A 26,853-nucleotide genomic window follows, 5' to 3' on the forward strand; every position below is an offset into this window, starting at 1 on the left:
CTGTAACATTTTGTTCTTCGATATATGGTCTTCACAATCATCATGCGTGTCATGTTCTCTTCTCAATTATGGTGCTTCTTTGCATCTTTTCTAAAACCCACGCCGTTATGGCGGCGCACGACCACCATTGCTTATATCTTCACTATAGTTCTACTCTCCGCCTCCTCTTGGGCTGCTTCCTCTTTACCAAGCGCAGCACCGTCTTATTGGGCTATACCAGAGCAAAGCCTTACAGCCATGATTACGCAGAAAACTGAGCAGACCCTTCCTTACTTCCTAGAGCGTGACAGTTATGCCCTAGATGATATTAAAAAGCTCACGCTCTCCTATCCCCAAAGAATGCAGGCTATCCTCCTTGATAGTACAACATCGGCCATCATTTGCGCACGCGGTTGGGCACAGCCACTCCAAGCGACAGGAGAGTGTGGGCAGCCTGCTGGGTATTTCCGCGATGTTATTTTCTGGGACCCTTCACGCTTAACTACCCCACCCCATTGGGCTGACCTTTGGGATGTGGCGCGCTATCCTGGTCAACGCATCTTCTTCCAAGGGCCGCGTCCACTTTTAGAGATTGCCCTACTCGCTGATAGCGTACCTCCCTCCCACCTCTACCAAGTTCTTGCCACCCCTCAAGGGGCAGACCGCGCCTTCCATAAACTAGACCAGCTACGCCCTTACATCATATGGTGGCGTTCAACCTCGCAAGCTCATCATATCCTTGCCCAACATTCTGTCCTTATGGGCGTGGCCCCTTGTACAATCGTCCTCTCCAGCCAATCTCAACATGGGACCGCACCCCCTTATCGTGTCCAGATGAAAACAATCCTCTATAGCCCTGCTATGTGGGATATTCCCATCACTTTACCTTACCAAAAAAGCAATGAAACAAAGCAGAAACTCCTCACCGACCCCCCTCGTACAGCCGAGCTTCCTGCCTCCTTACCGCCCGAATCACTTGAAATTAGTGATAGTTTCTGGGCATCACATGCACTCTCCTTAGGTGAGCGTTTTAATAGATGGCTCGCCCATTCTCCTCCCATCCCCTAACCTACATAGTATTGCTCATGACTAACCATCCCCCTTTCTGGAAAACAACGTCCCTTATGGATATGACACCAGAACAATGGGAATCCCTCTGTGATGGCTGTGGTCGTTGCTGCCTCAATAAACTACGCGATGATGATACTGATGAGATTATCTGGACCGATGTCTCATGCCGCTTACTCGATACAACCACATGCCGTTGCACAGATTATCACCGCCGGCATAAGCGCGTTCCTGACTGTATCTCCCTCACCCCCGCTTTATTGGATGAGATAGATTGGCTCCCCCCAAGCTGCGCCTATCGCCTCCTCCATGATGGGTATGATTTGCCAGACTGGCATCCCCTCCGCAGCGGGACGAGCGAGACGGTCATCAAAGCGGGAGCCTCCGCAAGTAGTCGCTGCCTGAATGAGAAACAGGCCGGATTATTAGAAGACCATATCGCCGACTGGCCCGGTGCGTGGCCCGAACATGCTCCACCCTGCCTAGCACGCCATAACCGCCATACACGCTCATAATCCATGTTATTGCCGCCACTCCTTTGGCGTCATTCTGCGCGGGCGCGCCGCATTATTTTGCGCTTAGACCTCCGCAAACGTGCCATCGTCATCACCTTACCCCCCAGTGTGAATCGCCAACAGGGGATGCAATTTCTCCAAAGCCAATCACAATGGCTTGCCCAAGCGATGGAGAGCCTCCCCCGCACTGCCATAGAGCAAGGATATATCTGGCTAGAAGGCAGCATCATCCCTCTCCTCCCCACCATTACGATGGATGGCCGTACACGCCTAACAGAGCAGGGCCTCCATATTGGCCATCCATCTGATGAACATCCTCGTTATGTACGCTCTTTTCTTAAACGCCGCGCGGAGGCTCTTTTCCCATCCCTTCTCCAACATCATAGCCAGCGGATGAAGACACGCCCAACAAAGCTCAGCTTACGCGATGTTAAAAGCCGATGGGGAAGCTGCACACAACAAGGCCGCATCATGCTTAGCTGGCGGCTTATCATGGCCCCGCCGGATATTTATAATTATGTGATTGTGCATGAATTAGCCCACCTCACCCATTTTAATCATGGGCCAGATTTCTGGGCCTTAGTGGATGCTTACACCCCGCACGGACAAATTGGACGTAAAAAAGCAGAAAAATGGCTTTCACAGAATGGCGCTAATCTTTTAGCTATGATATAGGGGACCATCCAGAGCGCGCTTGGCGGAATGGTAGACGCACGAGACTTAAAATCTCGAGTTCGCTTAGAACGTGCGGGTTCAAGTCCCGCAGCGCGCACCAGGGGGCTGTATAGCCCCCTTAACGCCCTCCCCGTTATCAGGCCTACGGCTAGAGAAAGTGTGAGGATTAGGATTTACCATGGTGCTTGCACGCATCCGTCGCTTGTTCGGCCGTGTTACTGTTTCCGAAGCACGTAGCGACTATTCTCCTGAGTTAGTCCGCATATATCGTAAAGCATGCAAAGGCCATGTGTTAGAGCAAGTCCTCCTCGGCAAAGCCTTGCTCAATAGCCGGTATGTTGCGCGCGATGAAGGACGAGCCCGTGAATGGTTTATGGTTGCAGCTTCGGCCAATTATGGACCTGCCCATAATATGCTTGGCCGTTGCTCTCAATTTGGGTGGGGCTGCCCCTTAGACCTCACCGAAGCCGTACGCCATTACGAGAGAGCTGCCCAAACTGGGGATTTATGGGGGATTTATAATCTCGGCATTTGCCATATGCGCGGCTTAGGGGTGGAGGCAGACCGCAAAGCCGCCTTCATCTTCTTCCGCCGTGCAGCTCTGCGCGGTCATGCTAAATCTATGAACCTCCTTGCCCGCTTTATTGAGGAAGGATGGGAGACACCGCCAAACCCCGCCGCCGCGCTAGATTGGTATCGCCTCTCTGCCGAAGGGGGCGATTATCGTGGCCAACATAATTACGCCACAGCCCTCCTCAGCATGGGCCAGCCAGAAGCGGCATTACATTATTGGCGACTAGCGGTAAAAGACGCCACGCCTGACATTCTCCAAGCCATGCACCGGGATTTAAGCGAGCCTGACGCGCCTCAAGACCCAGAACTCATGGCGACCCTGCAACGCAGGCTAAAAGAGGCTCTAGCCAAAAAGAGCTAGAGCCTCAAATAGATTAAAGGGCGACCGGATGGACCCAACCGAATGGGTCAGCCTCCTCACCACGTTGCAAGCCGCAGAGAGCGTTGCGCAACTTCATCGTAACAGGCCCAGCCGTCTTGCCATCCCCAAAGGCAACAGACCCCGCTTTACGGCGGAACTCTCCAATCGGGGAGATAACGGCAGCCGTTCCACATGCAAAGGCTTCGGTAATGTCCCCTGTGGCCGCAGCCTTAAAGACATCCTCAATCGCCAAAGGCTCCTCCACCATCGTAAGGCCCATATGACGGCCCAGCTTGAGGATACTATCGCGTGTAATCCCGCGCAGAATCGTGCCCCCTAATGGCGGGGTCACCACGCTGCCATCTTTCCGCACGAACATAACATTCATGCCGCCCATTTCATCAATAAAGCGGCGTTCCTTCGCATCAAGGAACAGCACTTGGCTACAGCCATTATCGCTTGCCTCTTGCTGAGGGAGCAAGCTAGAGGCGTAATTACCACCACATTTTGCCTCTCCCGTACCCCCTATAGCGGCGCGTGTATAATGCTCCGATACCCAAACAGGGATGCTGCCATTCCCGCTAAAATAGCCCCCCACTGGGCTTGCCAGCACGATGAAGAGATATTCATTAGCCCGCTTTACGCCAAGGAAAACCTCATTAGAAATCATAAAGGGGCGGAGATAGAGGCTCTTTTCTGCCTCCGCGGGAACCCAATCCCGATCCACTTTCAACAAAGCCTTAATAGCCCCGAGGAAAAGCTCCTCAGGCAATTCCGCCATAGAAAGACGGCGTGCCGAGGCTACAAAACGTGCTGCATTGGCCTCCGGGCGGAATAAGCTTACCGCACCATCTTTACCACGATAGGCTTTTAGCCCCTCAAAAATCTCTTGCCCATAATGCAGCACGGTAGAGGCCGGGTCGATTTGCAGCGGCTGACGGGGAATAATTTTGGCATCATACCACCCTTGCCCGTCTTTATAGCGAATAACCGCCATATGGTCGGTAAATACACGCCCGAACTTGGGGTCGGCCATTAAAGCGGCCCGTTGCTCAGCTGATGTCGGTGTTGTTGTTTGCTCAACCGTAAACTCTACCATAGAACCTCTCATAATCTTCCCAGCGCGACTCAAAACCAACGTTTAAAGTAGGATATAAGACATACTATGTCTTTTAAAGATATTTTTTTGAAACTTTATATCTCAAAACAGCCTGACGAAAAAAGCCTCATTATAAAAAAACCCCCACCTGCAAGAGGTGAGGGTTTCTTCTCTGGCCCAAGCCAGCCTCCACGTAAGAAGGAAATTAACGCTTGGAGAACTGGAAGGAACGGCGAGCCTTGGCCTTACCGTATTTCTTACGCTCGACAACACGGCTATCGCGCGTCAGGAAGCCAGCCATCTTCAGCACGCCACGCAACTCTGGCTCATAATGAGTCAAAGCACGGGAAATACCATGACGAACAGCCCCAGCCTGCCCAGACAGACCACCACCGCTCACAGTGCAATAAACATCAAACTGATTATCACGATCCGTCAGCAAGAAAGGCTGATTGATGAGCATGCGCAGCACGGGGCGGGCAAAATATGTTGCCACCGGGCGACCATTAACAACAATCTCACCCTTACCAGGCTTAATCCATACGCGGGCAACGGCATCCTTACGGCGGCCTGTCGCGTAAGACCGGCCTTGCTTATCGCGCTTAACTTCATAAACGGGGGCTGCATTAGCAACAGCAGGGGCCGCATTGGCGAGGTCCTGCAATGTGCCGGTACGCTCTTGAGTTTCTGACATAGTGACAGGCCTTACGACTGACGTTTCAGGATATTCTTACGATTCAGGGATGCAACATCCAGCACCTCTGGCTTCTGCCCATCATGCGGATGCTCTGTACCCGCATAAACATAGAGATGCTTCATCTGTGCGCGCTGAAGCGGGCCACGAGAAATCATCCGTTCGACAGCTTTCTCTACGACTTGACCGGGGTTTTTCCCTTCAAGACGCTGAGTGATGCTGCGCTCTTTAATCCCACCGGGATGACCGGTATGATAGTGAAAGAGCTTCTGGCCGACCTTGTTGCCTGTCAGAGCAATCTTCTCTGCATTAATAACGACAACCGCATCCCCGCAATCAACATGCGGTGTGTATTGCGGCTTATGCTTACCACGCAGGCGGTTAGCAATGATGGTGGCGAGACGACCCAAGACCAGCCCTTCGGCATCGATCAGGATCCATTTTCTCGTCACCTCCGCGGGTTTCAGCGAAAGTGTAGTCTTCATGACGTATCATTTCCTGTTTGAGGCACCACACCATAATAGTGCCAGAAAAAGGACCGCCCCAGCACGGCTCTCCCCTATAAATGAAGGCACCAGATGCAAAGAACAGTTCTAAGATGGGTGCCTTATCGCGAGCAGCAGCGAAAAGGTCAAGCTTTTTCTTTTCCATCCCCATGCGAGAGACGGGCAGAAAATAGCCGTTTTTTAGTGTATGGTATTATATTACCGCAAAATAATGACCCTCTTTTACCCTTTTTCTCGCTCTCCTACCTGCCCCCCGCTTGCCCATAAGCCTACCAATGCTATTGTACGGCCTGTTAATGGCGTGCCCGGATAAGGTTTTTCTGCATGAAACGGTTATGGCTCTCCCTATGTCTGGCCTCCCTTGTCATTATTATGGGAGGACTCGGCATCTATCGCGAGGCCGGCGTACGCCTTTCCCATGCGTTAGAGCGTTTTCGTACCGCTCTGCCCGCAGAGGCCAGCTTTCATTACCGTAAGGTTCGCCCAGCCCTCCTATTGGGAGGAATCACCCTTTATGACGTATCCTTCCATTATAAAGATACAACCTTCCAAGCGCAGCGGGTCCGTTTTGGCTATCCTAAACTTCTCTCCAACGGGACATTAAGCCTCTCTAGCCTCCGCTTAGAAACCCCAAGCTATACAAACCACACCCATCACATCACAGTCACACAAGCTAACTTCCATCATCTGCTCATCCCCTCCTCCGCCGAGACATTGCATGAAGGCCATGATGAAGCCGATAGTATGCACTCCCTCGTGGCGATTATGTCCTTCGAGCCAGAAGATATTACTTCCTTACGCTTTGAGCATATGGAACTTACGCATTTGCAAGTAAGTAGCCTCCCCCCCACAACGCCACAAACACCCACACCTCCACGCCCCTTCACAATACAAGCCCTCTCAGCAGAGGATTTTATTGTAGAGGGTTATGGTAAGGGGGTCCGCGTCCATACATTAATGGATAATGTTACGCTGGATGTCCGCTTCCCTAGCGAGCCAAATGGCGCAATTCCCGCTATTCTGCGGCAAATCCTCCTCCCCTCACAAGGCTTATCAGCACCGCAAGCAAAAGCTCCGCTTGCTGCTCATCTTGCTCTCCAGCATTTGGAGGCACGGCAAGGCTATATTCAGTGGCTGAAACATCCCACCCATCACGATAGCGACCCTGCGGAGGTTTTTTGGCAAGACCCTGCTGCCCCTCTATGGGAAAAACCGGGTAAAATTGAAGTTGCAGGGCTCTCACTCATCGTTAATCAAGCTGACCACCGCCGCACGATCAATCTCGCTCATCTCACAGGAGAACGGCGTAATGAGAAAAATAACCTCCATACGGAAGCCGACTTACAAGGGCTGACAACACGACTCGCCCCTCCGTCATCGCTTACCGCGCCCTCAGTGAGCATGCCCGCTATGTATCATCTTAACGCGAACTCACGCCTTGAGATGGGATCATGGCGTGAGAGCCTCCAATTACGGACCACTTTTGGCACCGATAGCCCCACCTTACTCTCCATGGAGCTGAGCCTTCCAGAGATTAACCCGCTCCATCTTACCGATAATAACGCCGCACGATTCCTCCATACAGGCCAGTGCCTGAGCACGGAGCTTTCTATCCAAGGGGCGGATTTCTTCTCTTATTACAAACTCTTCACCCATCAACCTGCTGCACCTGCCCCTACAGAGGGAGAAAACAGTGGTGAGAATACCCCGCCCGCAGAAGCGAACAAAACCATTGCCCCACGCTTTAACGCGTTAGCCTTACAACGGCCCATTCTTGCCCCTGTGTTGGATTTTCTCCTCAGCCCGAAGGGACGCACTTTATCTATCAAAACCGGCCCCCTCTCCTTGGAGGACCTCGCCCATATCTCGACCGATGCCACTGATGAATCCCGCTTCGACCGGTTACATATCCTCAGCGTCACAACGCAGGAGATGCAATAAGCCTTAAGCTCTTACAGAGGCGTCTATCATCATTTTGTAAGGGAAAGAGGCTGGGGCGAATGACGGGACTTGAACCCGCGACCACCGGTACCACAAACCGGCGCTCTACCAACTGAGCTACATCCGCCACACAGCGACCCGATATTTATTAAATCCTGCTTGCCGCGTCCAGCCCCTTACAAAGATTTTTGTCATCTTTTTTTGCAAGATGACACAGCCCCCCCTTCCAAACGGGGGCGCGGGCTTCACACTCCCGAGCCAGCAGCTTATAGTTGCGAGACATATCACCGCATGAATCCTTGGCATATCGTTATAATAATAGGGAACAACGTACAGCATCTATGGCTATGAATCATTACATCCAACAATGGACCCAACGCCCCGTTAAAGAACTCCTCGCTGGGATGGTGGGGACTTTTGCGCTGATTCCCGAAGTTATCGCTTTTTCTTATGTTGCGGGGGTCGCCCCTTCCGTCTCGCTCTTTGCCTCTTTTGTCATTTCCGTCTCCATCGCTATTTTTGGGGGGAGACCGGGGATGATTTCTGGCGGGGCGGGGTCCGTTGCCTTGGTCTTAGCCCCACTGGTCCATGCTCATGGGGTCGATTACATGCTCCTCGCCACCCTCATGGCGGGGGGACTGCAAATCCTTTTTGGCGTGCTGCGCCTTCATTCCCTCATGCGGTTTGTCTCCAGCGAAGTCCGCACGGGCTTTGTCAATGCGTTGGCGATTCTCATCTTCTCTGCCCAAGTGCCTCAAATGCTGGGGGTCGGGTGGCAAACTCATATGCTGATTCTCATTGGGCTAGCGGTGATTTACTTGCTGCCGCGCCTCTCCCAAGCCATTCCCTCACCTCTAATTTGCATTGTTATTCTCACGCTCATCACCGTGATTCATCCTATGCCTGTCCGCACGATTGCGGACCTCGGCCCCCTGCCGACTGGCCTGCCGCATTTCACACTGCCGCATATCCCCCTCACGGCGGAAACATTATCCATCACATTCCCTTACGCTCTTGCTGTGGCTGCCGTTGGGTTGTTGGAATCCCTCATGACGGCCAGCGTGGTAGATGACCTCACCGATACACATGGGAAACCCCAACAAGAATGTACCGGCCTTGGAATCTCCAATATTTTTGTCGGGTTGTTTGGTGGAATCGCCGGTTGTGGGATGATTGGCCAAACAGTGGGTAATCTCCGCTATGGCGGGCGGGGCCGGCTTTCTACCTTCACCGCAGGGGCCTTCTTATTGCTCCTCATGGTTGTGCTGCATCCATGGGTCGCGCGTGTACCTGTGGCAGCCTTGGTGGCCATCATGATTATGGTCTCCATCAGCACCTTTGCATGGGGGAGCCTAAAGGATATTTTCCATCATCCCAAATTAACCAGCCTTGTGATGATTATCACCGTCATCGTGGTGGTGCTGACCCATAATCTCGCAGCTGGTGTGTTGGTCGGTGTTTTACTCTCTGGCTTGTTCTTTGCTTGGCATACAGCACGGCTTGTTCATGTCCATGCCGTGGAGGAACATAACATCCTCACCTACCAGATACAGGGGCAAATCTTCTTCGCCTCAGCTGACCTCATGGCCGATTTCATGGATTATGAAACCTCCGCCCCCCGCGTAACGCTAGACCTCTCCCATGCCCGTTTTTGGGATATTACCGCCGTGCAAGCCTTGGAAAAGATTGTCGAGAAGTTCCGTAAACACGGCAAGGAGGTCACTGTCTGCGGGTTAAATCACGCCCAACATGCCATCCTGACCGAGCAATCTAACGAGGATGCCTTCACTCTCTGAAGGCAGCTCTCTTTACGCCGTATTCTAACCCTCTGGCTGGAGGGTGAGATGCGGGTAATGCCGCACAAAACGCTGCTGGTCAGCTGGGAAGAGACGGACCATGAGGGTGAGACGCTCCTCCCCATCATGCCGCTCTGTCACCTCCCCATGTTCATAGAGCCACGCTAAAGCGGCTCCCTCTGTCACGGGGATGGATACGCTAAAACGCTTCATAGAGCGGGTCATGAAGGCATCAATCGCCTCCATAAGGTCTGGGAGGCCTTCCCCTGTCAGGGCAGAGACAGCAACACTCCCCTCCCGCACAGGAATACTGGCTGTCCCACCAAGCAAATCCGCTTTATTGAGGACCTCGATAACGCGCTCCGGCCATGCTTCATCCAACATGCCATCGGCCGCCATATCATTAAGTACGGACAACACATCATCACGTTGGGCAGCACTATCTGGGTGCGCAGCATCGCGGACATGGAGGATAATATCAGCCTCCGCCACTTCCTCTAAAGTTGCGCGGAAGGCGGCAATCAACTCCGTAGGGAGGTCGCTAATAAACCCCACCGTGTCCGATAAAATCACCCGCCGCCCGGAAGGGAGCGTCAGATTGCGCATTGTGGGGTCTAGCGTTGCAAAAAGCTGGTCCTGCGCGTGCACACCCGCCCCTGTGATTTTATTAAAAAGGGTTGATTTCCCTGCATTCGTGTAGCCAACCAACGCCACAACGGGGAAGGGCACCTTCCGGCGCGCATGACGGTGCAGCCCACGCGTCCGGCGGACTTGCTCTAGCTCCTTACGCAGCTTGACCAAACGCTCATCCAGCATCCGCCTATCAGCCTCAATCTGCGTTTCCCCCGGCCCCCCGAGGAAGCCAAACCCACCGCGTTGCCGCTCCAAATGCGTCCAAAGCCTTACAAGGCGGGAGCGTTGATACTCCAAATGTGCAAGCTCGACCTGCAACACACCTTCCCGCGTGGCAGCCCGTGCGCCGAAAATATCAAGGATTAAGCCCGTACGGTCCACGACCTTACAGCCCATCGCTTTTTCTAAATTACGTTGCTGCGCAGGTGAGAGGCGCGCATCTACTACCACAACCCCAACGGATTCTGCTTTGACAATCTCCGTCAGTTCCTCCACCTGCCCTGCCCCCAGCAAGGTCGCTGGCCGCCGCGCCCTTAGCGGGTAAATCGCCGTATGGACAATCTCTAACCCAATCGATGCCGCCAGCCCTACGGCTTCCTCAAGGCGTGCCGCAGCCGCGCGCCCTTCAAGAAAAGCCTGCTTCTCTGCGGGAAGGATAACAGCAGCGAGGGTCGGCTTACGGGCTGTATCGTGCAAAGGCTGCTTCACAGCATATCCGGTAAAGCAGCAACAGGCATAATCGTGCTCACCGCATGTTTATAGACGAGCTGTACATGACCATCCCGGCGTAGCAACACGCTCTCATCATCAAATTGAACGATGACGCCTTGTAGCTTCACCCCATTGACTAAAAAGACCGTCACCGCTTCTTCCTGCTGCTGCACATAGGCCAAAAACTGCCTCTGCACATCGCTCCCTTTTGGCTCTACCATATGGTCCTTCTTCACTTTGCTTCCTGCCCGCTTCGCGCTGATTGAGCAGCAGAGCGATCCTCTTGCGTGACGCCCAGTTGTTTTAATTTACGATGTAGCGCGCTGCGCTCCATACACACAAAATTCGCTGTCCGGCTGATGTTACCACCAAAACGCATAAGCTGGACTTGCAGATATTGCGTCTCAAAATGGTCCCGCGCCTCACGCAGGGGCAGGCTCATCACATCGGCCTCCGCAGTAAGGCATGTCATGGAGGGGGCCCCCTCACGCACAATATCAGGCAACATCTCCGCCCGGATGATATTGGACTGCTCCCCCTCCCCAGCGGGAAGCATAATGAGCATACGCTCCATCAAATTACGCAGCTCACGAATATTGCCCGGCCAATCGTAAGTTTGCAGACACGCCAACGCATCGACCGACAATGTCCGCACAGGCAAGCCAGAGGAGCGTGCGCAACTTTCCAAGAAATATTGGGCCAGCATGGGGATATCCTCTGGCCGCTCCGCCAAAGAGGGGACCTGCAACGGCACAACAGCGAGGCGGTAATATAAATCCTCCCGGAAATGCCGTGTTGTAATCTCTGCCTGCAAATCCCGGCTTGTTGCCGCTAAAACGCGAACATCCACCTTCATACTATGCGTCCCACCGAGACGCTCGAAGGTATTAATCTGCAAAGCGCGCACAATTTTGCCCTGAATCTCCAGCGGCATATCTGCGACTTCATCCAACAAGAGCGTGCCTTTATGGGCGCGCTCTAACAAGCCGGGGCGGCCGGATTGGCCCTCACTCCCTTCCACCCCAAAAAGTTCTTCCTCAAAATGATCAGGCGCAAGAGCCGCGCAATTCAACACCACGAAAGGGCCTTCTGCGCGTTTAGATTGCGCATGAATCATCCGCGCGACCACTTCCTTCCCTGCCCCAGCCGGGCCGGAAATCAACACGCGTGAGTTTGTAGGGGCCACACGGCTAATTTGCCCACGCAAAGCATTAATCAGCGCGCTATCGCCCATCAATGTCCCTTGCTCACCTGCCCGCAAACGTAGCTCGGCATTTTCCTTTCGCAACCGTGCTGCCTCTAACGCACGGCGCACAATGACCAATAGCCGATCCGTCTGAAATGGCTTCTCTAAAAAATCATAAGCCCCATGATGAAGGCTGGAGACGGCGGTCTCAATCGTCCCATGGCCAGAGATCATAATCACGGGCACATCAGGACGTTGCTCCTTAAAGAGCTTTAAAAGGGCCATACCATCAAGCTGCGAGTTTTGCAGCCAAATATCCAAAATGACGAGCGAGGGACGGCTCTCCCTAAAGAGACGAATCGCTTCATCAGAATTCGCCGCTTCACGGGTTAGATAGCCGTCATCCTCCAAAATCCCAGCTAAGAGAAAGCGGATATCCGGCTCATCATCAACAATCAGAATCTCATGCTCCATGACTTACCTTCATGCTCTGCTTTCGCCATCTCCTGCAAGGTCTTTATCCATCAAAGGGATATGCAATGCGACCAACGTCCCTGTTGCCTCTTGTCCTGCCTCAAGAGCCCCAACGAACATCTGACATTCCTGCTCTGTCAACGGGCGTAACCGCACCTGACCGTGATGAGCCTCCATCGCACGATGAACGATGGCCAGCCCCAACCCCGTCCCCTTCTCCTTATGGGTTACATAAGGCTCGGTAAGGCGTTGATGCTCCCCAGCAGGCAGACCCACGCCATTATCTGCAACGCTTATGATTGCCACTCCCTCCTCTTGCGTCAAGCGCAGGATAATCGTCCCGATAACAGGGTGCCCTTCCCCAACCTGCCGCTTGGTCATGAGGATAGCATCTGCTGCATTTTGTAACAGATTGATAAGAGACTGACTAATTAAACGATGGTCACACCGTACAATAACCGCCCCTCCCTCTGGCATATCCAACTGATAAGCAATTTCGGGATGGGCATTTTGCTGGAGGAACAACGTCTCCCGGCAAAGCCGGACGAGGTCATGCTCGGCCATTTCCAGCTGGGGCATCCGCGCAAAGGAGGAAAACTCATCCACCATGCGCCCTATATCCCCCACCTGCCGCACAATCGTGCTGATGAGACGGTCATAAATCTCCGGGTCGCTGGTAATTTCTTTATGAAAACGCCGCCGCAATCGCTCTGCCGCTAATTGAATCGGCGTGAGTGGATTTTTAATCTCATGAGCAATACGGCGTGCCACATCCGCCCATGCGGCTTTACGCTGCGCGACTTGGAGGAGGGTAATATCATCAAACGTGACAACATAACCCGTTGACCCTGCATGATCATTTTGGTCCGCCACAGCACAAACAAGCAAGGTCCGCCCTGCCCCAGCCCCGCCACCACTCCCCGGGCCACCGGGGGCATGAGCATGTTCAGCATCAATTTGAATCTCCGCGCCATGCTCTTTATCAGGCTGCTCCTTCACCGCTTGCAACAAAGCGGCAAACTCTGGCACGAAGGCCACTAAGGGCCGCCCCTTTGCTTGCTCCATATCCCGCTGAAGAATAAAAGACGCTGCCCGGTTAGGCAGCTCAACAAGCTGATTATGGTCTAAGCCAATCACCCCAGCAGACACACCGGCAAGGACTGTCTCGGTAAAACGGCGGCGTTCATCAATTTGGTCATAAGCCAGCATGAGTTCGGAGCGTTGGTCAGCAAGCTGGCTGGCCATGAGGTTAAACGCCCGAGAGAGTGCCATCAACTCATCTTCCCGATTCCCCTTACCCTCCACGGGAACACGCGCTGTTAAATCCCCCCGTGAGATACGCTGTGCCGCGCGGATTAACTGGCTAAGCGGCCGTGTAATGCGATTAGCTTGGGAGAGGCCACTTAACATCCCCACCGCTAACACCAGCAGCCCCATAAGAGCCAAAATCACAATAAGGACAAGCTGCGCCTTCCCACGATTATTGAGCATGCGCTGATAATCCTGCACCAGCGCATTTGTCCGTGTCATATGATGAAGAATCTCAGGGTCCACCGGGCGGGTAATGACGAGCATCAAGCCAGAATTACCCCCCAGCGAGACGACCCCGCGGACCAGTTTTGCCTCTGGTTGATCCAGCAGCACGACCTCACCCGTCCGCGCCATAGCCGCAACAGAGCGTGGAGGAAGCTCCTTTTGCGGGTCCTCCGCCCGAATGGCCAGCAATCCCCCAGTGGCGATGATTTTATAAGTCAGCGGGTTAAAGATAATCGCATCATTCAACCCGCGCTCGGTCACCTCATCTTCTAACAACGCTTGTAAGCGGGAATGATCATGGAACAAGTCCGTCCCATGGGTGAACATTTCATCATTCTGAACCGTCAGCAGCGTATTAGCTAAAGCGAAGGCTTCTGTCCGTGTATTCTCATTATGTTCCCGCAAATACCCCGCCGCGACGGAGCGTGCCTCACTCAACGCATTATTCACCCGATTGGAGAACCAAATCTCCACCCCGTAATGGAAGAATAGCGCAGACAATACCCCGACCATCAAAGCAGGGGCTACAGCCACAACACCAAAGAGCATAACCAGCTGGGTATGCAGCCGCGCACCTGCTTGGCCCATGCGCCGCTCGGCCAACATCCGGCCAATTTGCCGCACTGCCGCCGCCCCAATGAGCATAATTGTGATGAAATCGAGCAGAAAAAGCAAAGCTTGGGCCCGCGGCACACGCGCGAGAGACACACCCCCAGCTAAGACGATGAAGGTCACAAAGGTCAGTACCAACGCCACAACCGTCAGCACCACCATACCGTTAGGGCTGGTAAGCCGCCAGAGGGAGGCCCTCATTTTCCCAGAAAAGAACCGCCTCATCACGCGCTCTCCTACCGCGCCCCTGGCAGACGGGGAATCGTAATCTGAAGCTCCTGAATCCGCTTGCGCAATGTGTTCCGGTTCAACCCTAATAAAGCAGCGGCTTTAAGCTGATTACCCCCCGTATGCTGCAAGACCATCATAATAAGAGGCTTCTCTACCGCGCCCACCACACTATTATGGAGGTTACAACTCCCTGCCTCTAACCCTGCACGCACATAGCTCCGCATCACAGGCTCAAACATCGCCGCCAAACCGCCTTTAGAGGCCGCCGCTAAACTACCCACAGCCTGCAAACGCTCCGGGCCTAAACATTGCTCCACCGGTAAGGAGGCTAGCCAATGCCGCAAGCCGTCCTCCAGCCCCCCATGACGCAACAAAGTCGCATGGTCATGGCAGCTCGCCACAATAATCCGTACGCGCTCCTCCCGCCTCACATGAGTCCGCCCGGCTAAAAACAGCGCAAAGCGATGCTGCATCTGGGGGGAGAGGCAATCCAGCTCATCAATTAAGAGCGTGCCTCCTTGAGCTTGCTCTAACCAGCCATTCCCTGCCGTGCCAAAGAGACGCTCCTCCCGCAAAGCCCGTGGCACGCCTGTTAGGCCCGCCACCACAAATGCCCCATGCGCGCAAGGGCTGTGAACATGAATCTGCTGGGCAATATCCAGCCGCTCCCGCGCGCTAGCCCCGTGGAGGAATAAAGGCCGCATCGCACGGGCCTCGCGGGCAGTACGCTCTGCCATTATGCGGCATGCCGAGCAAGGGCGGCTTCTCGGTCCCTTACAATGCCTGCGGCGATCGCCTCATCATAAAAACGCGTAAGCAGCGCGATGACAGCACCCGGATCATCCAGCCGGTTTACCTCAGCACGAAAAGCCGCAGACCCCGGCAACCCTGCCGAATACCAAGATACATGCTTACGAGCGAGACGCAGGCCGGGACGCTCTCCAAAATACTCCATCATCATATGATAATGCTTTAGGACAATATCTCTCTCGGTGGCGAGGTCAGGGTCTGGCACATCCACCCCACTGCGCAAGGATTGTACAAGCTGTGCTAAAAACCAAGGCCGCCCGTAACAGCCCCGCCCTACCATCACGCCATCCGCCCCTGATTCCGCCAAAGCCTGACGGGCTGAAGCCATGCTGATAATATCCCCATTTACAATCACAGGTAGCTTTACGGCCTCTTTTACCGTCCGCACAAATCGCCAATCAGCATGACCATTATAGAACATCTGCCGTGTCCGCCCATGGACGGTAATCATACGGATGCCCACATCCTCCGCAATCCGCGCCAACTGAGGCGCATTAAGGCTGGCATGATCCCACCCCATACGCATCTTCAACGTCACAGGGACATTTACTGCCTTAACGGTCGCCTCCAAAAGTCGCGCGGCTAATGCCTCATCCCGCATGAGGGAGGAGCCTGCCATCTGCCCGATCGCCACCTTCTTAACCGGGCAGCCGAAATTAATATCCACCACATCCGCCCCACCTGCCACGGCGATTTTAGCAGCCTCACCCATAGCTTGAGGGTCACAGCCTGCAAGCTGTACGGCATTAATCCCGCCAGCCCCAGCACTACGCGCCATACTCAATGTACGTTCATTCTCCCGCACCATGGCCCAAGAGGCAATCATCTCCGAAATCACCAACCCCGCCCCTAGCTCGCGTGTTAAGCGGCGGAAAGGAAGGTCCGTCACACCAGACATAGGCGCGAGGATGACAGGGTCCTCAATCACGCAATCCGGCCCTAATGTAATAGGAGGCAAAGGAATCGGGGTGGGCATCGCTCGTTAAGACCTACGGGTTTTTATAAAGGGCATGAGGGGGATTTTACCGCTCTCCCTGCTAAAGAGCAAACAAGGGCCTACCCTGCCCCTCCACCACCTCTACGATGACGTACCCGCCGCATAGCCAGAATCTCCCGCTCATGGCGTTGTCGTCCCGCCGCAGTGACCTCAAACCGGCCATCCTCTCGTTGCTGGGTAAACCCCTTTTTTGCAAGACGCTCTAAGCATGCACGGTCCTTTAACGGGGCGCGGAAGTCCGGCATCTTCCCCTCCGGCGGGGGGCCAACAGGCCGCCCCGTTGCGCCGCTTAACACCACCCTATGCAAGGCTGAGCGGCAGCATGTCTCTAAATATAATTCATCCCAACTCATGCGTTTTCCTCTCTGATGAGCCGCTTCATCACTTTATTGCGTCCACGAATATCATTAAACTATCATCATCACACGGCATGAATGGCGTGAAACTACTTGACAAACCCTCGCTATGAGGTCTGAAACAGCCAAGACCATTGATATGAAGGGGAAAGAGAATGCTGGACCTCGGACAAATCGCTACACAGCTCCTACGCCGCCTCGACCCCGAAACGGCTCATGAAATCGCCATCCACAGCATTGCATACGGCTTAGCAGGCCGTGGCAAAGCCGACCACTCCGCCCTAAAGACGCACGCTTTGGGCCTAACCTTCCCCAACCCCATTGGCCTTGCCGCGGGGTTTGATAAAAATGCCCGCGCTGTAAGAGGCCTCGCAAAATTGGGCTTCGGTTATATTGAAACAGGGACCGTTACCCCCCGCCCCCAGCCCGGCAACCCCAAACCACGCCTCTTCCGCTTAATTAATGACCATGCCATCATCAACCGCATGGGCTTTAATAGCTGCGGGATTGATCGCTTCTGCCAAAATCTCACACCGCTATTCCGCCCCAATAAAGAAGGCCACGTCCAAGCGGCTGGCGTACCTCTAGGCATTAATCTAGGCATTAACAAAACGGGGGCCGACCCCTTAACGGACTATCCCGCCCTTGTTGGCAGGGTAAAATCCTACGCCGATTATATTACAATCAATCTTTCCTCCCCCAACACGCCGGGTTTGCGTGACCTCCAAGAGGTGGACATGCTCTCCCGCCTGTTAGAAGCCATCCAAACGGCCCATCCAGACCGGCCACCTTTGCTCATCAAACTCGCCCCCGACCTTGAGGACGAGGCTTACGGTCCCATCCTCCAAGCGGCGATTGATGGTAGGGCGGATGGCCTCATCCTCACCAACACGACTCTCGCCCGCCCCGAGAGCTTAACAAGCTCCCACCGTACAGAGACAGGCGGCCTCTCTGGCGCACCGCTCGCTACCCGGGCGCGCGATGTGCTAAAACTGGTCGCTGACTTGAATAAAGGGCGGCTCTGCCTCATATCATCTGGCGGTATTGAGAGCGGGCGTGACATCTTAGACCGCCTCAAAATGGGGGCTAATCTTGTCCAAATCTATACCGCCTTTATTTATGAAGGGCCTGCTGCGCTCACACGTTTAAAGCAGGAGCTTTTGCAAGAAATGAGCCGCGATGGTATTCGCAGCCTTGCCTCTCTACCACGCTAAACACTCCTGACGAATTACCATAGGACCACGGACCATCTTATGAAACTTGCTCTGGTCGGCATCATCAAGAATGAAGCCCATGACATCCTATACTGGCTTGGCTGGCATGCCCGCTTAGGCATTAATAGCTTCATCCTCTTTGATGACGATTCAGATGATGGCACCCGCGCTCTTATCCGCGCTGCTTGTGTGCATTGGGATATTCGTCTTTTTCACAGTCGTGAGCATAGTTTAGACCTCACAGAGCAAAGCCACCTTAAACGGCAACAGCAAGTCTATTGCGATGCGCTCAATGCCGTGAAGGGGCAGTTCGACTGGGTGGGCCTGTTTGATACAGATGAATATCTCACCCTATGCGAACACGAAACCTTACCTGACTTCCTCGCTACGATGGGGACGGATGTTGGTGCGGTGGCTCTGCATTGGCGTGTTTATGGTCATAATGGCCATATCACGGCCCCTACTTTACCGCCTTCCCACAGCTTCATCCAACATAGCATGGTTGAGGAAGCCATAAACCGGCATGTGAAATGCTTCATCCGCCCGTCTTATTGGGACCAAAAAAGCTGGGTGAATGTTCATTACTTCCCCCTCAAAAAAGGACAATATGTTACCGCAAGCGGCAAGCCCGTCACATGGTCGGCCGAGGCGCAAGGCATCACAGCAGAGCAAGCGGATTGGTCTGTTGCCTTTTTAAGGCATTTTCAAAACCGTAGTGTGGAGCAATTTGTTGAGCGTACACGCAACCGCAAGGATATTCACCTTAACCTAGCAGATGTTAATTTCTCCCAATGGAATGAGCTGGAAGACCACTCGCCTCGTGCCGTCACAGCCTCCCTTTTAAATTGGGTACGGCCTGTTATTACCTCCGGGGCTGTCAGCGCGTTGGAGCAACTCCACCGCCGCCATCCTCCCTTAACAAAGCATCTTCCCCCATCCTCCACCCAGAATCCCTCCTCCTTCACTATTTTTGCTCTTTACCCCAAAGAGGAACGCCATCTCGGCCTTAAAGAGGGCCTGATTCAGGATGTGGAGGCTCAAGAGCTAGAGCAGCATAAAAATGGCGTTGGCCTTTTTATGCTCCAAAGCCGCCGCGTCCCTACAGCGGCCTTCCTCTTTGCTTTAGACCAAAATCATAAAATTGTGGATTTTGCCCTCCTTGGCGATGGACGACTAGGCGGGCTGCCCCGTTATGACCTGCTGCCAATTATGGAGCAAAAAGCGATTGTGCTGCGCCAGAAAGGGGGGTTCTCCCGGCGCGGTTATTTCCTTTCCGCTCCCCCTAAAGAGCCTCTAACCACCAACCGTCTTAAAGCGGATATGTGGGAATGTTTTACCGCTATCCCTCAGCCAACTCTACCCACGGGGCAATCTTGGCTTACCTTCCCTGCTTTAAACCTTGCAGAGATGCTCCTTACAGCCCCCGCCCTGACCTTGGAGGATATTTCCCTCCTCACGGCGTTGGACCGCCATATAACAACATGGTTGCTGCCACTACTCGCAGCGCATCTGGACGAAGCCGAAGCCCGGACTCTACGGAGCTATCTAGGCCCCTTTGCGCCCTTCATACTATAAGAGACACAAACTCTGTTTACCCATAAAAAAGGCTCCCTCTCTTGGGGAGCCTTTTTTGTAGCACTCTAAAAAGACGCTTTAGCGGCCCAGATTACGCAGCTTCACACCGCTCATCAGCCGCTCCTCAATCTTCGCAAGGGACATGCCTTTTGTCTCTGGGACATAAAGGTAGGTCAGCCCAATAAAGAGGAAGTTCAGCACCGCAAGGAGCCAGAACGTCCCTGCCGCGCCGAAAAACTCCATCAAAGGGAGGAAGCTGACACTCACGCCCATATTGGCCAGCCAGTTCGTCAGGGTAGAGATGGACATCCCAAAATCCCGCCCTTGGATGGGCTGAATCTCCGCACATAGCACCCACATCAATGGCCCAGCGGACATGGCATGGCCTGCGCAGAAGATCATCAACACAAACACCGCCATCATTTGGGAGGCTTGCTCGGTCATACCCTCATTCAACAAACCCGCTAATGCGCCCATGGCCAGAGCCATCACCGCAAAACCAACATATAGAATCGGCTTACGCCCCCAGCGGTCCACCAACCCTACAGCCACAAAGGTCGCCAGCATATTCACCAGCCCAATAATGGCCGTACACCAAACCTGCGAATGGGTATCGAAATGCGCCGCATGGAGAATCTTCGGCGCGTAGAACATCACGATATTAATGCCCGCTAATTGCTGCATAGCCTGCAAGACAATCCCCAGCAGCACAGACCGGCGGAAGTTCTTGTTCCGCTTCAATAGAGAGAAGCCCTCTTGCTTTGTCTCTAATTGCGCGCGAATGGCCTGAATCTCTTTAGCCGCTTCTAGCGGGTCATTACGCAAATCCAGCAGGATACGGCGTGCTTCTTTATGGCGTCCCTTCATCACCAGCCAATGCGGGCTATAGGGCAAAAACAGCACCCCAACAAAGAACAGCACCGCAGGAGCTGAAGCAAACCAGAACATCCCACGCCAATTCCCCCGATAGGAGAAGAATGTATCAGCCAAAAAGGCGATGAAAATCCCCACCGTAAGCATCAGCTGGTAGGTAGAAATCATCGCCCCGCGCGTGTCCTCACTGGCAATCTCGGAGAGGTAAAGCGGTGCTGTAAAAGCCGAAAGCCCCACCGCATAGCCCATCACAACACGAAAGCAAATCATCGATGAGATAGACCAGCTAATCGCACAGCCTACCGCACCGATCACAAACACAGACGCACCACAGATTAACGCCCGTTTACGGCCAATCTTATGGGCAAGGGTACTCGCACTAACAGAGCCGATCGCCGCCCCGGCCATCATAGCACTCACAACCCAAGAAAGGGCCATCGTAGAGGGGTGGAACTCCCGCGAGAAGAAGTCTAACGCACCAGACACCACACCAATATCAATACCAGACATCAACCCAGCCAAAGCGGCAACAACGCCAATGACTAAAATCTTAAACTTTGTTGGGTCAAAGAATGAGGTATCTTCATCCTCATCACTCATACCGGGAGGAACTATGCGGGGGTCAACATCATCTACCATGTGCGAAGTATACCCTCTCTACAATAAAGATAAATGAACCTAAATGGGGGCCTCTACTCTAGAGCGCCCCCACCCTCACACTAAGGTCAATCTTTCCGATGACCAAGGTCGCGCAATTTTACGCCGCTCATCAGGTCTTTCTCAATAACATCCAGCGGGACATCCTTTGTCTCTGGCACAAAGAGATAGAGCAGAACCACACCAACAGCGTTTAATATCGCAAAAAGCCAGAAGGTATTTGCACTGCCGATAGCCTCCATCACACTCAGGAAGGTTGTACCGATAAGGAGGTTGCTGAGCATGTTCGTCCCTGTGGAGATGGAAATCCCCAAGTTACGGCCTTCTGCTGGCTGAATCTCTGCACAAATAACCCACATAAGCGGCCCAGCAGACATCGCAAACCCACCAACGAAGATGATGATCATCGCCAAGGCAAGAAGCTGCTGGGGCAGAGTTGTCGTCCCAATCGAGAGAAGGAAGGCCAAAATCGCCATACTCGCAGCCATGATGCCATAACCGGCATAAAGGATAGGCTTACGACCCCATTTATCGGAATATCCAACAGCGACAAAGGTCATCAGCACATTCACAAGGCCAATAAGGGCTGTACACCACATCTGAGCAGAAAGGCCAAAATGGGCGGCCTCCAAAATGCGAGGGGCGTAGTACATGATAATGTTAATACCGGCAAATTGCTGCATAATCTGCAACAACATCCCCAACCCTACAGAGCGGCGATAATTGCCATTCGTCTTAAAGAGCTTCCACCCTTCTTCCTTGGTTTTCAGCTGCTCGCTGATGGCTGCCAGCTCCTTATGTGCCTGTGCAGGCCCATCACGCAGACGCGTCATGGTCTCCAAAGCTTCTTCCTTCCGCCCCTGAATCATCAACCAGCGTGGGCTTTGGGGGAGGAACAGGAAGATAAGTAAGAAAATAACAGCCGGGATAGCCTCCACCGTCATCATAGACCGCCATGCACCAGAAGGGGCAAACCAGCTATTAGAGAAGAAGGCTAAGAAAATGCCCATCGTCTTAAGCAGCTGGTAAAGTGAACCCATCGCCCCGCGCTGCTCTGTGCGTGAGACCTCTGAGAGATAAAGCGGTGTTGCAAAATCTGACAGGCCCATCCCGAAGCCGACAATCAAACGGCATACAATCATCATCGCGACTGATTGCGATGTGGCACAGCCAATCGCCCCAATCGAGAATGCTGCCGCAGCGACTGTTAGCGTAAACTTCCGGCCTAAGCATGATGTTATCTTGCTGCCTGTCAGCGCACCAATGGTCGCCCCAACCAGCATCCCCCCGACAACCCATTCCAACTCCACCGTTGTGGCATGGAACTGCTGCCCAAAAGGACGCAACACACCAGAGATGACACCAATATCCATCCCGCACATCAACCCGGCAAGGGAGGCAAGGATACAGACTAGCAACACACGTCGCCTAGCTGTTGGGTCAATAGTCGAATGCGGGGACTCAACTGTCTCGTTCATAATCTCAAGCCTCTCCTATCTCAGGGGCATTTTGCATCAGAATCATGCGATAGCATAAACTATAATTTACCCTAATGCTTTATCATATCATGTTTATCCACTTTCTTTTCCGCACATTCAGCACAGGTCCCTTCAATCTCCACTGTTGCCGCTTCTGCATGAAAGCCCTGCCCGCGGGCCGATTGCAGCAGAACAGCCGCAACGACATCCTGCTCTAGCTCTTGCACACGCCCGCAATGGCGGCAGATAAGAAACTGAGCGCGATGCACACCCCACGCTCTATGCGATTTACAATCCGCATGGCATGCTAAACGATGATGACAGCCTACAAAGGCACTCAAGCGTTCAATGCGATGGATAAGCCCTTGCTCAAGAAGAAACTCCAACGCCCGATAAACGGTCGGCGGTACGGCCTTGGGGTGATGCTCCCGCAATAAAGAGAGTATATCATAAGCCCCTAATGGCCGCTCCTCTGCCAAAATAAGCCCCAAAACAAGGCGTCTTGTTGGTGTGAGACGCTGGCCCTGTTGGTGGCACCATTGTGCAACCTCCTCCAAACGCGCTGTAACATAAGCGGGAAAAGGCGTCTCAACATGCGGCGGCATGACGCTTCGTCCCTTCATGATGCATCATCTGGCAAAAAAGCCCAACGCCATGAGGCCAACCCCTCACGCGCTAATTCCCGATGGACCACCATAACAGCTGTGCGCAGCTCATCAATCATGGGGTCTTCTGCTAAATCCCGCGCGAGGGCTTCAATCAATGTGACAGAACGATGCCGCCCGCCGCTGCAGCCCACGGCAATGGTAACGTATTTCTTCCCCTCTGCGGCAAAGCGCGGCAAGACTGTGCGTATTAGCCCCAAAACATGAGCGTAGAATTGCTGATAAAAGGAATCCGCTTTGACATAATCCGCCACGGGCTTTTCTAACCCTGTATGAGGGCGCAACGTCTCATCATAATGAGGATTCCGCAAAAAGCGGGCGTCAAGAACGAGGTCTGCCTCCCGTGGGAGGCCCGCCGGATATGCAAAAGACATCAACGTAACCGACAACATCGCCTCAACCCCCGCACTAAAGCGAGCATTTATCATCTGGCGCAAATCCGGCACGGGGAGGTCGCTCGTATCAATCACTAGGTCCGCCATAGCCCGTAGGGGTGACAGCATCTCGGCCTCTAACTCCAAGGCGGGACGCACACCCCCATCACCAGCTAGAGGGTGCCGCCGCCTTGTCGCTGTGAAGCGGCGCAACAGCACATCATAATCCGCTGTCACAAACAGCAACTGGACCGCACAATCCTGATGACGCCGCGCGCGGGTTAAGAAATCCGCCACACGATGCGCCTCAAAGCCACGGCTGCGGACATCAAGCCCAATAGCCAAGCGTTGGCCTGCCCGGCTAACTAGGGCCTCAAATAAATCAAGCGGAGGATTATCCACGACCTCATAATCAAGGTCTTCCAACATCCGCAAAGTGGAGGCTTTACCAGCACCAGAGAGGCCAGTTACCAACACAATATGCTGCGCAGAGTGTTCCTTCGCCCTGATACCCATAGCTCTCTATCCCGCGCTTAAATGGTAAAACTAAACCCCTTTACGCAGCATAACACACTCTCCAACAGGCAAGAAACACTCCCCCCCTTGGCGCATAGAGTAGTTCTGCCTAAAGCAGGTAAGCAAAGGCAGGCGAATCACGAAGCGGGCCCCACAAATATGCCTCTCCCCGCTCTCCTCATCCACACGCTCACAATTTTCGGCATAAAGGGCACCATCAAACGCCACAATAATTTGCCGACTAATGGCAAGCCCTAACCCAGAATGTCCCCCGAAATGCTCCCCCGCTGGACGCTCTGAATAGAATCGGTCGAAAATACTATCAAGTTTTGCTGGGGGGATACCGGGGCCTTCATCCTCAACAGCGATTTCTACAGCTGGACTACCGGGGGTGATGAAGCCGTCCTCCTCTAACTGAGGCGGCCCAATAACAGGGCGAATCACAAGCCGTATTGTTCCCTCTGCCGGAGAAAAGGATACAGCATTACCTATCAGATTATGGAAGACCTGCATTAAGCGATCCCGCACCACTTGCACACAAATGATACGCTGCCCCTCTGGCACGATGAGGACTAAATGTGGCCCGCCTTCCTCACGAACAGTCTCATGAACATCAACAAATTGTTCTAATAACTCAACAAGATTTACAATAACCCTGTCTTCCCGCTGCAACTCCCCTTCCACACGGCTAGCAAAGGAAATATCAGAGATTAACCGCTCTAACCGCCGCACATCGCCCCCGAGGATAGATAAAAGACGGTCCCGCGCCTGCATATTCGTAATCCGCGGTAACGTATCCAAAGCGGAACGGATGGAAGAGAGTGGATTCTTCAATTCATGACTAACTTCTGCAGCAAAACGCTCCACATCATCCATACGTGCCCATAAGGCCAAGGCACTCTCCCGCAAAGCGCGCGCAAGCTCACCTATCTCATCGCGGCGGCGTAGTAATGTATAGGGCATGCTATCTATATGCCCCGCCCCCGGCTCGCGCATATCACGAGAGCGCACCACAAGCCGCCGCAAAGGAATAGCGAGGGTCATCGCAAGATACCATGAGAGCAAAACCGCCGCACCCATGCTCAGCAACATCATCACGATAATAACCCACCGCACCTTCATCAAAGAGCGATCAATATCCGCATTAAAGCGCGTTAATTGAAGGACACCCACCGTCTGCCCCTCTATGAGGACAGGCTCTACAACCGTCATGACAAGCTCATGAGCATCTGTCAGACGTATATAAGGTGGAATATCTAACGGCGAACTGATTAAAACCCCATCGCCTGTCTCATTGCCAAAGTTTTGAGATGCTGTTGAATTATCTAATGGAACCGGCCCTTCCTTCGTATGTAACGGGATTAACGCTAAAACCCATGTATAAAGCTTATCAGCCATACTGACATTCGGCTGCCAGCTTACCCCTCCAATCGGGGAGGACTGCTTTTGGCTTTCTGTTAGAATATGGCCATTCGGTGCATAAAGGCGGGCTTCTGCATTGCGGCTAAACCGCACCATGCCCTCTAAAAGAGCATGAGCTTTTGTTACATCCAACTGCTTACCGGACGATACATCATCACATTGTGCGTGCCGTAGGACCGAGACATAAATCCGCGCCTGTTCGCGCAGGGCCTCAATACTATCCTCCAATAGCGTATTGCGTACCGCATTGATGGAGAGCAGCATCCCCCCCATAAAAAGTAAGGGTAAGAAATTAACCAGCAAGAGACGGCTTGTAAGTGGGGACACCCACCGCCGCAATTTAGGCAAACGCGATGCAAGCCACATATGCGCCATCCATCGCCGCGCCGCCTCTAATCCCGCCATCACGTACTCAACCTTTGCTGTATTACTCCCGATACCGATATCCAACACCATAAAGGGTTTCGATATGGTTAAAGCTGTCATCTATATGGCGGAACTTTTTGCGGACCCGCTTAATGTGACTATCGATTGTGCGGTCATCAACATAAATACTATCGCCATAAGCCGCATCGATAAGCTGGTCGCGCGATTTCACCATCCCCGGCCTTAATACAAGGGCCTTAACGAGCAAAAACTCCGTCACGGTTAAGGCAACATCCTGCCCACTCCACATACATTGATGGCGCGCCTCATCAAGCGATAACCCCCCACGAACGATGATTTCATTACGCCCTGAGCCTTCACCATCCAATCCGGTTTGGCTTATCTCATGCCGCCGTAGCAAAGCCCGAATACGCTCAACTAACAAACGAACAGAAAAAGGCTTAGTGATGTAATCATCCGCTCCAAGCCGTAAGCCCATCAACTGGTCTAATTCTTCATCTTTGGAGGTCAGAAAAATAACGGGCAAACTGCTCGAGCGCATCCGTAGACGGCGTAAAAGCTCCATCCCATCCATACGCGGCATTTTAACATCCAACACGGCCAAAGACGCCGCACGCGATAAAATACCCTGTAAGGCACTTTCCCCATCCGTATAGGTATGGACGGTAAATCCCTCAGCCTCCAATGTCATCTGCACAGAGGCTAGAATATTACGATCATCATCTACAAGGGCGATGATGGGGGCCTTCTGCCCACCGCCGCCACATGTTTCTTCCCCAAAAGGTTTATAAACACCAGGGAAGGAACTCTTCACCATGGGAACTCCTACCATTAACCACGGAGCTAGAAACAACCGAGAATCTCGCCCCTATGGCACAATATAATTTCAAAACTGACGGATATATCTAAAATCCATATCCGGTCATAATTTATACACCA

Annotated in this window: 24 protein-coding genes and 2 tRNA genes; 9 read left to right on the plus strand and 17 right to left on the minus strand. The window is 53.3% G+C overall.

Features of this window, described 5'->3' with window-relative positions; translation table 11 throughout:
* Positions 1-42: 42 nt before the first annotated feature.
* The 5 genes from GM556_RS06735 to GM556_RS06755 all read left to right on the plus strand — a co-directional run bounded on the left by GM556_RS06735 (position 43) and on the right by GM556_RS06755 (position 3,171).
* The gene (locus GM556_RS06735; RefSeq protein WP_196424785.1) at positions 43-1,047 is read left to right on the plus strand and encodes an extracellular solute-binding protein; all 1,005 of its coding nucleotides are present in this window, start codon (positions 43-45) and stop codon (positions 1,045-1,047) included.
* Between the two features lie 17 nt (positions 1,048-1,064).
* Positions 1,065-1,562: a YcgN family cysteine cluster protein gene (locus GM556_RS06740; protein ID WP_155579638.1), complete on the plus strand. Its 498-nt coding sequence runs from the start codon at positions 1,065-1,067 to the stop codon at positions 1,560-1,562.
* A gap of 3 nt (positions 1,563-1,565) precedes the next feature.
* A complete protein-coding gene (locus GM556_RS06745) occupies positions 1,566-2,237 on the plus strand; it encodes a M48 family metallopeptidase (protein WP_155579639.1) in 672 nt (223 codons plus the stop codon).
* Positions 2,238-2,250: 13 nt separating this feature from the next.
* Positions 2,251-2,337 (plus strand) — tRNA-Leu (locus tag GM556_RS06750).
* 78 nt (positions 2,338-2,415) lie between these two features.
* Positions 2,416-3,171 carry a tetratricopeptide repeat protein gene (locus tag GM556_RS06755; protein ID WP_155579640.1) on the plus strand — a complete coding sequence of 252 codons (756 nt, stop codon included), beginning with the start codon at positions 2,416-2,418 and terminating at the stop codon, positions 3,169-3,171.
* Between the two features lie 13 nt (positions 3,172-3,184).
* Here GM556_RS06755 and GM556_RS06760 read toward each other — a convergent pair whose 3' ends face one another.
* The 3 genes from GM556_RS06760 to rplM form a co-directional block, all read right to left on the minus strand.
* Complete coding sequence (locus GM556_RS06760; protein WP_155573806.1) at positions 3,185-4,270, minus strand: branched-chain amino acid aminotransferase; 1,086 nt, start codon at positions 4,268-4,270, stop codon at positions 3,185-3,187.
* 205 nt (positions 4,271-4,475) lie between these two features.
* A complete protein-coding gene (gene rpsI / locus GM556_RS06765) occupies positions 4,476-4,964 on the minus strand; it encodes a 30S ribosomal protein S9 (protein ID WP_155573807.1) in 489 nt (162 codons plus the stop codon).
* 11 nt (positions 4,965-4,975) lie between these two features.
* Entirely contained in the window at positions 4,976-5,449 is a 474-nt protein-coding gene (gene rplM, locus GM556_RS06770; RefSeq protein WP_155573808.1) for a 50S ribosomal protein L13, read from the minus strand.
* Positions 5,450-5,794: 345 nt separating this feature from the next.
* Between rplM and GM556_RS06775 the strand changes: the two genes are divergently transcribed.
* Positions 5,795-7,411, plus strand: coding sequence for a hypothetical protein (locus GM556_RS06775; RefSeq protein ID WP_155579641.1), 1,617 nt, complete (start codon positions 5,795-5,797; stop codon positions 7,409-7,411).
* Positions 7,412-7,462: 51 nt separating this feature from the next.
* Here GM556_RS06775 and GM556_RS06780 read toward each other — a convergent pair.
* A tRNA-His gene (locus tag GM556_RS06780) sits at positions 7,463-7,538 on the minus strand.
* A gap of 214 nt (positions 7,539-7,752) precedes the next feature.
* Between GM556_RS06780 and GM556_RS06785 the strand changes: the two genes are divergently transcribed.
* Positions 7,753-9,207, plus strand: coding sequence for a SulP family inorganic anion transporter (locus GM556_RS06785; protein WP_099026985.1), 1,455 nt, complete (start codon positions 7,753-7,755; stop codon positions 9,205-9,207).
* A 24-nt stretch (positions 9,208-9,231) separates the two neighbouring features.
* On the opposite strand, the gene hflX is transcribed toward GM556_RS06785, so the two are convergent.
* The 7 genes from hflX to GM556_RS06820 all read right to left on the minus strand — a co-directional run bounded on the left by hflX (position 9,232) and on the right by GM556_RS06820 (position 16,750).
* Positions 9,232-10,548: a GTPase HflX gene (gene hflX, locus GM556_RS06790; RefSeq protein WP_099026986.1), complete on the minus strand. Its 1,317-nt coding sequence runs from the start codon at positions 10,546-10,548 to the stop codon at positions 9,232-9,234.
* On the minus strand, positions 10,545-10,772 hold the full coding sequence (gene hfq, locus GM556_RS06795; RefSeq protein ID WP_155573811.1) for an RNA chaperone Hfq: 228 nt from the start codon (positions 10,770-10,772) through the stop codon (positions 10,545-10,547). Before hfq ends, hflX begins: the two co-directional genes overlap by 4 nt.
* Before the next feature lie 11 nt (positions 10,773-10,783).
* Entirely contained in the window at positions 10,784-12,211 is a 1,428-nt protein-coding gene (locus GM556_RS06800) for a sigma-54 dependent transcriptional regulator (protein WP_155579642.1), read from the minus strand.
* A gap of 9 nt (positions 12,212-12,220) precedes the next feature.
* Complete coding sequence (locus tag GM556_RS06805; RefSeq protein ID WP_155573813.1) at positions 12,221-14,584, minus strand: ATP-binding protein; 2,364 nt, start codon at positions 14,582-14,584, stop codon at positions 12,221-12,223.
* 11 nt (positions 14,585-14,595) lie between these two features.
* Positions 14,596-15,327, minus strand: a complete 732-nt coding sequence (locus GM556_RS06810; protein WP_155579643.1) for a helix-turn-helix domain-containing protein — start codon at positions 15,325-15,327, stop codon at positions 14,596-14,598.
* Positions 15,327-16,376: a tRNA dihydrouridine synthase DusB gene (dusB, locus tag GM556_RS06815; RefSeq protein WP_155579644.1), complete on the minus strand. Its 1,050-nt coding sequence runs from the start codon at positions 16,374-16,376 to the stop codon at positions 15,327-15,329. The genes GM556_RS06810 and dusB overlap by 1 nt, the downstream gene beginning before the upstream one ends.
* An 80-nt stretch (positions 16,377-16,456) precedes the next feature.
* Positions 16,457-16,750 carry a hypothetical protein gene (locus GM556_RS06820; protein WP_155573816.1) on the minus strand — a complete coding sequence of 98 codons (294 nt, stop codon included), beginning with the start codon at positions 16,748-16,750 and terminating at the stop codon, positions 16,457-16,459.
* Positions 16,751-16,908: 158 nt separating this feature from the next.
* Here GM556_RS06820 and GM556_RS06825 point away from each other — a divergent pair, with 158 nt between their 5' ends.
* Positions 16,909-17,967 (plus strand): quinone-dependent dihydroorotate dehydrogenase, encoded by a 1,059-nt coding sequence (locus GM556_RS06825; protein WP_155579645.1) that lies wholly within the window; start codon positions 16,909-16,911, stop codon positions 17,965-17,967.
* Positions 17,968-18,006: 39 nt separating this feature from the next.
* Entirely contained in the window at positions 18,007-19,542 is a 1,536-nt protein-coding gene (locus GM556_RS06830; protein WP_155579646.1) for a glycosyltransferase family 2 protein, read from the plus strand.
* 78 nt (positions 19,543-19,620) lie between these two features.
* Here GM556_RS06830 and GM556_RS06835 read toward each other — a convergent pair whose 3' ends face one another.
* The 6 genes from GM556_RS06835 to GM556_RS06860 form a co-directional block, all read right to left on the minus strand.
* Complete coding sequence (locus GM556_RS06835; RefSeq protein WP_370513606.1) at positions 19,621-21,054, minus strand: sugar porter family MFS transporter; 1,434 nt, start codon at positions 21,052-21,054, stop codon at positions 19,621-19,623.
* Positions 21,055-21,140: 86 nt separating this feature from the next.
* Positions 21,141-22,550 (minus strand): sugar porter family MFS transporter, encoded by a 1,410-nt coding sequence (locus GM556_RS06840; RefSeq protein ID WP_155579647.1) that lies wholly within the window; start codon positions 22,548-22,550, stop codon positions 21,141-21,143.
* A 71-nt stretch (positions 22,551-22,621) separates the two neighbouring features.
* Entirely contained in the window at positions 22,622-23,173 is a 552-nt protein-coding gene (locus tag GM556_RS06845; protein ID WP_155579648.1) for a transcriptional repressor, read from the minus strand.
* Entirely contained in the window at positions 23,170-24,105 is a 936-nt protein-coding gene (gene rapZ, locus GM556_RS06850) for an RNase adapter RapZ (protein ID WP_155579649.1), read from the minus strand. The genes GM556_RS06845 and rapZ overlap by 4 nt, the downstream gene beginning before the upstream one ends.
* A gap of 30 nt (positions 24,106-24,135) precedes the next feature.
* The gene (locus GM556_RS06855; RefSeq protein ID WP_230873323.1) at positions 24,136-25,932 is read right to left on the minus strand and encodes a cell wall metabolism sensor histidine kinase WalK; all 1,797 of its coding nucleotides are present in this window, start codon (positions 25,930-25,932) and stop codon (positions 24,136-24,138) included.
* 22 nt (positions 25,933-25,954) lie between these two features.
* Complete coding sequence (locus GM556_RS06860; RefSeq protein WP_155573822.1) at positions 25,955-26,731, minus strand: response regulator transcription factor; 777 nt, start codon at positions 26,729-26,731, stop codon at positions 25,955-25,957.
* Positions 26,732-26,853: the final 122 nt, after the last annotated feature.

Origin of the sequence: Bombella sp. ESL0378 (assembly GCF_009725845.1) — a bacterium.
GTDB lineage: Bacteria > Pseudomonadota > Alphaproteobacteria > Acetobacterales > Acetobacteraceae > Bombella > Bombella pollinis.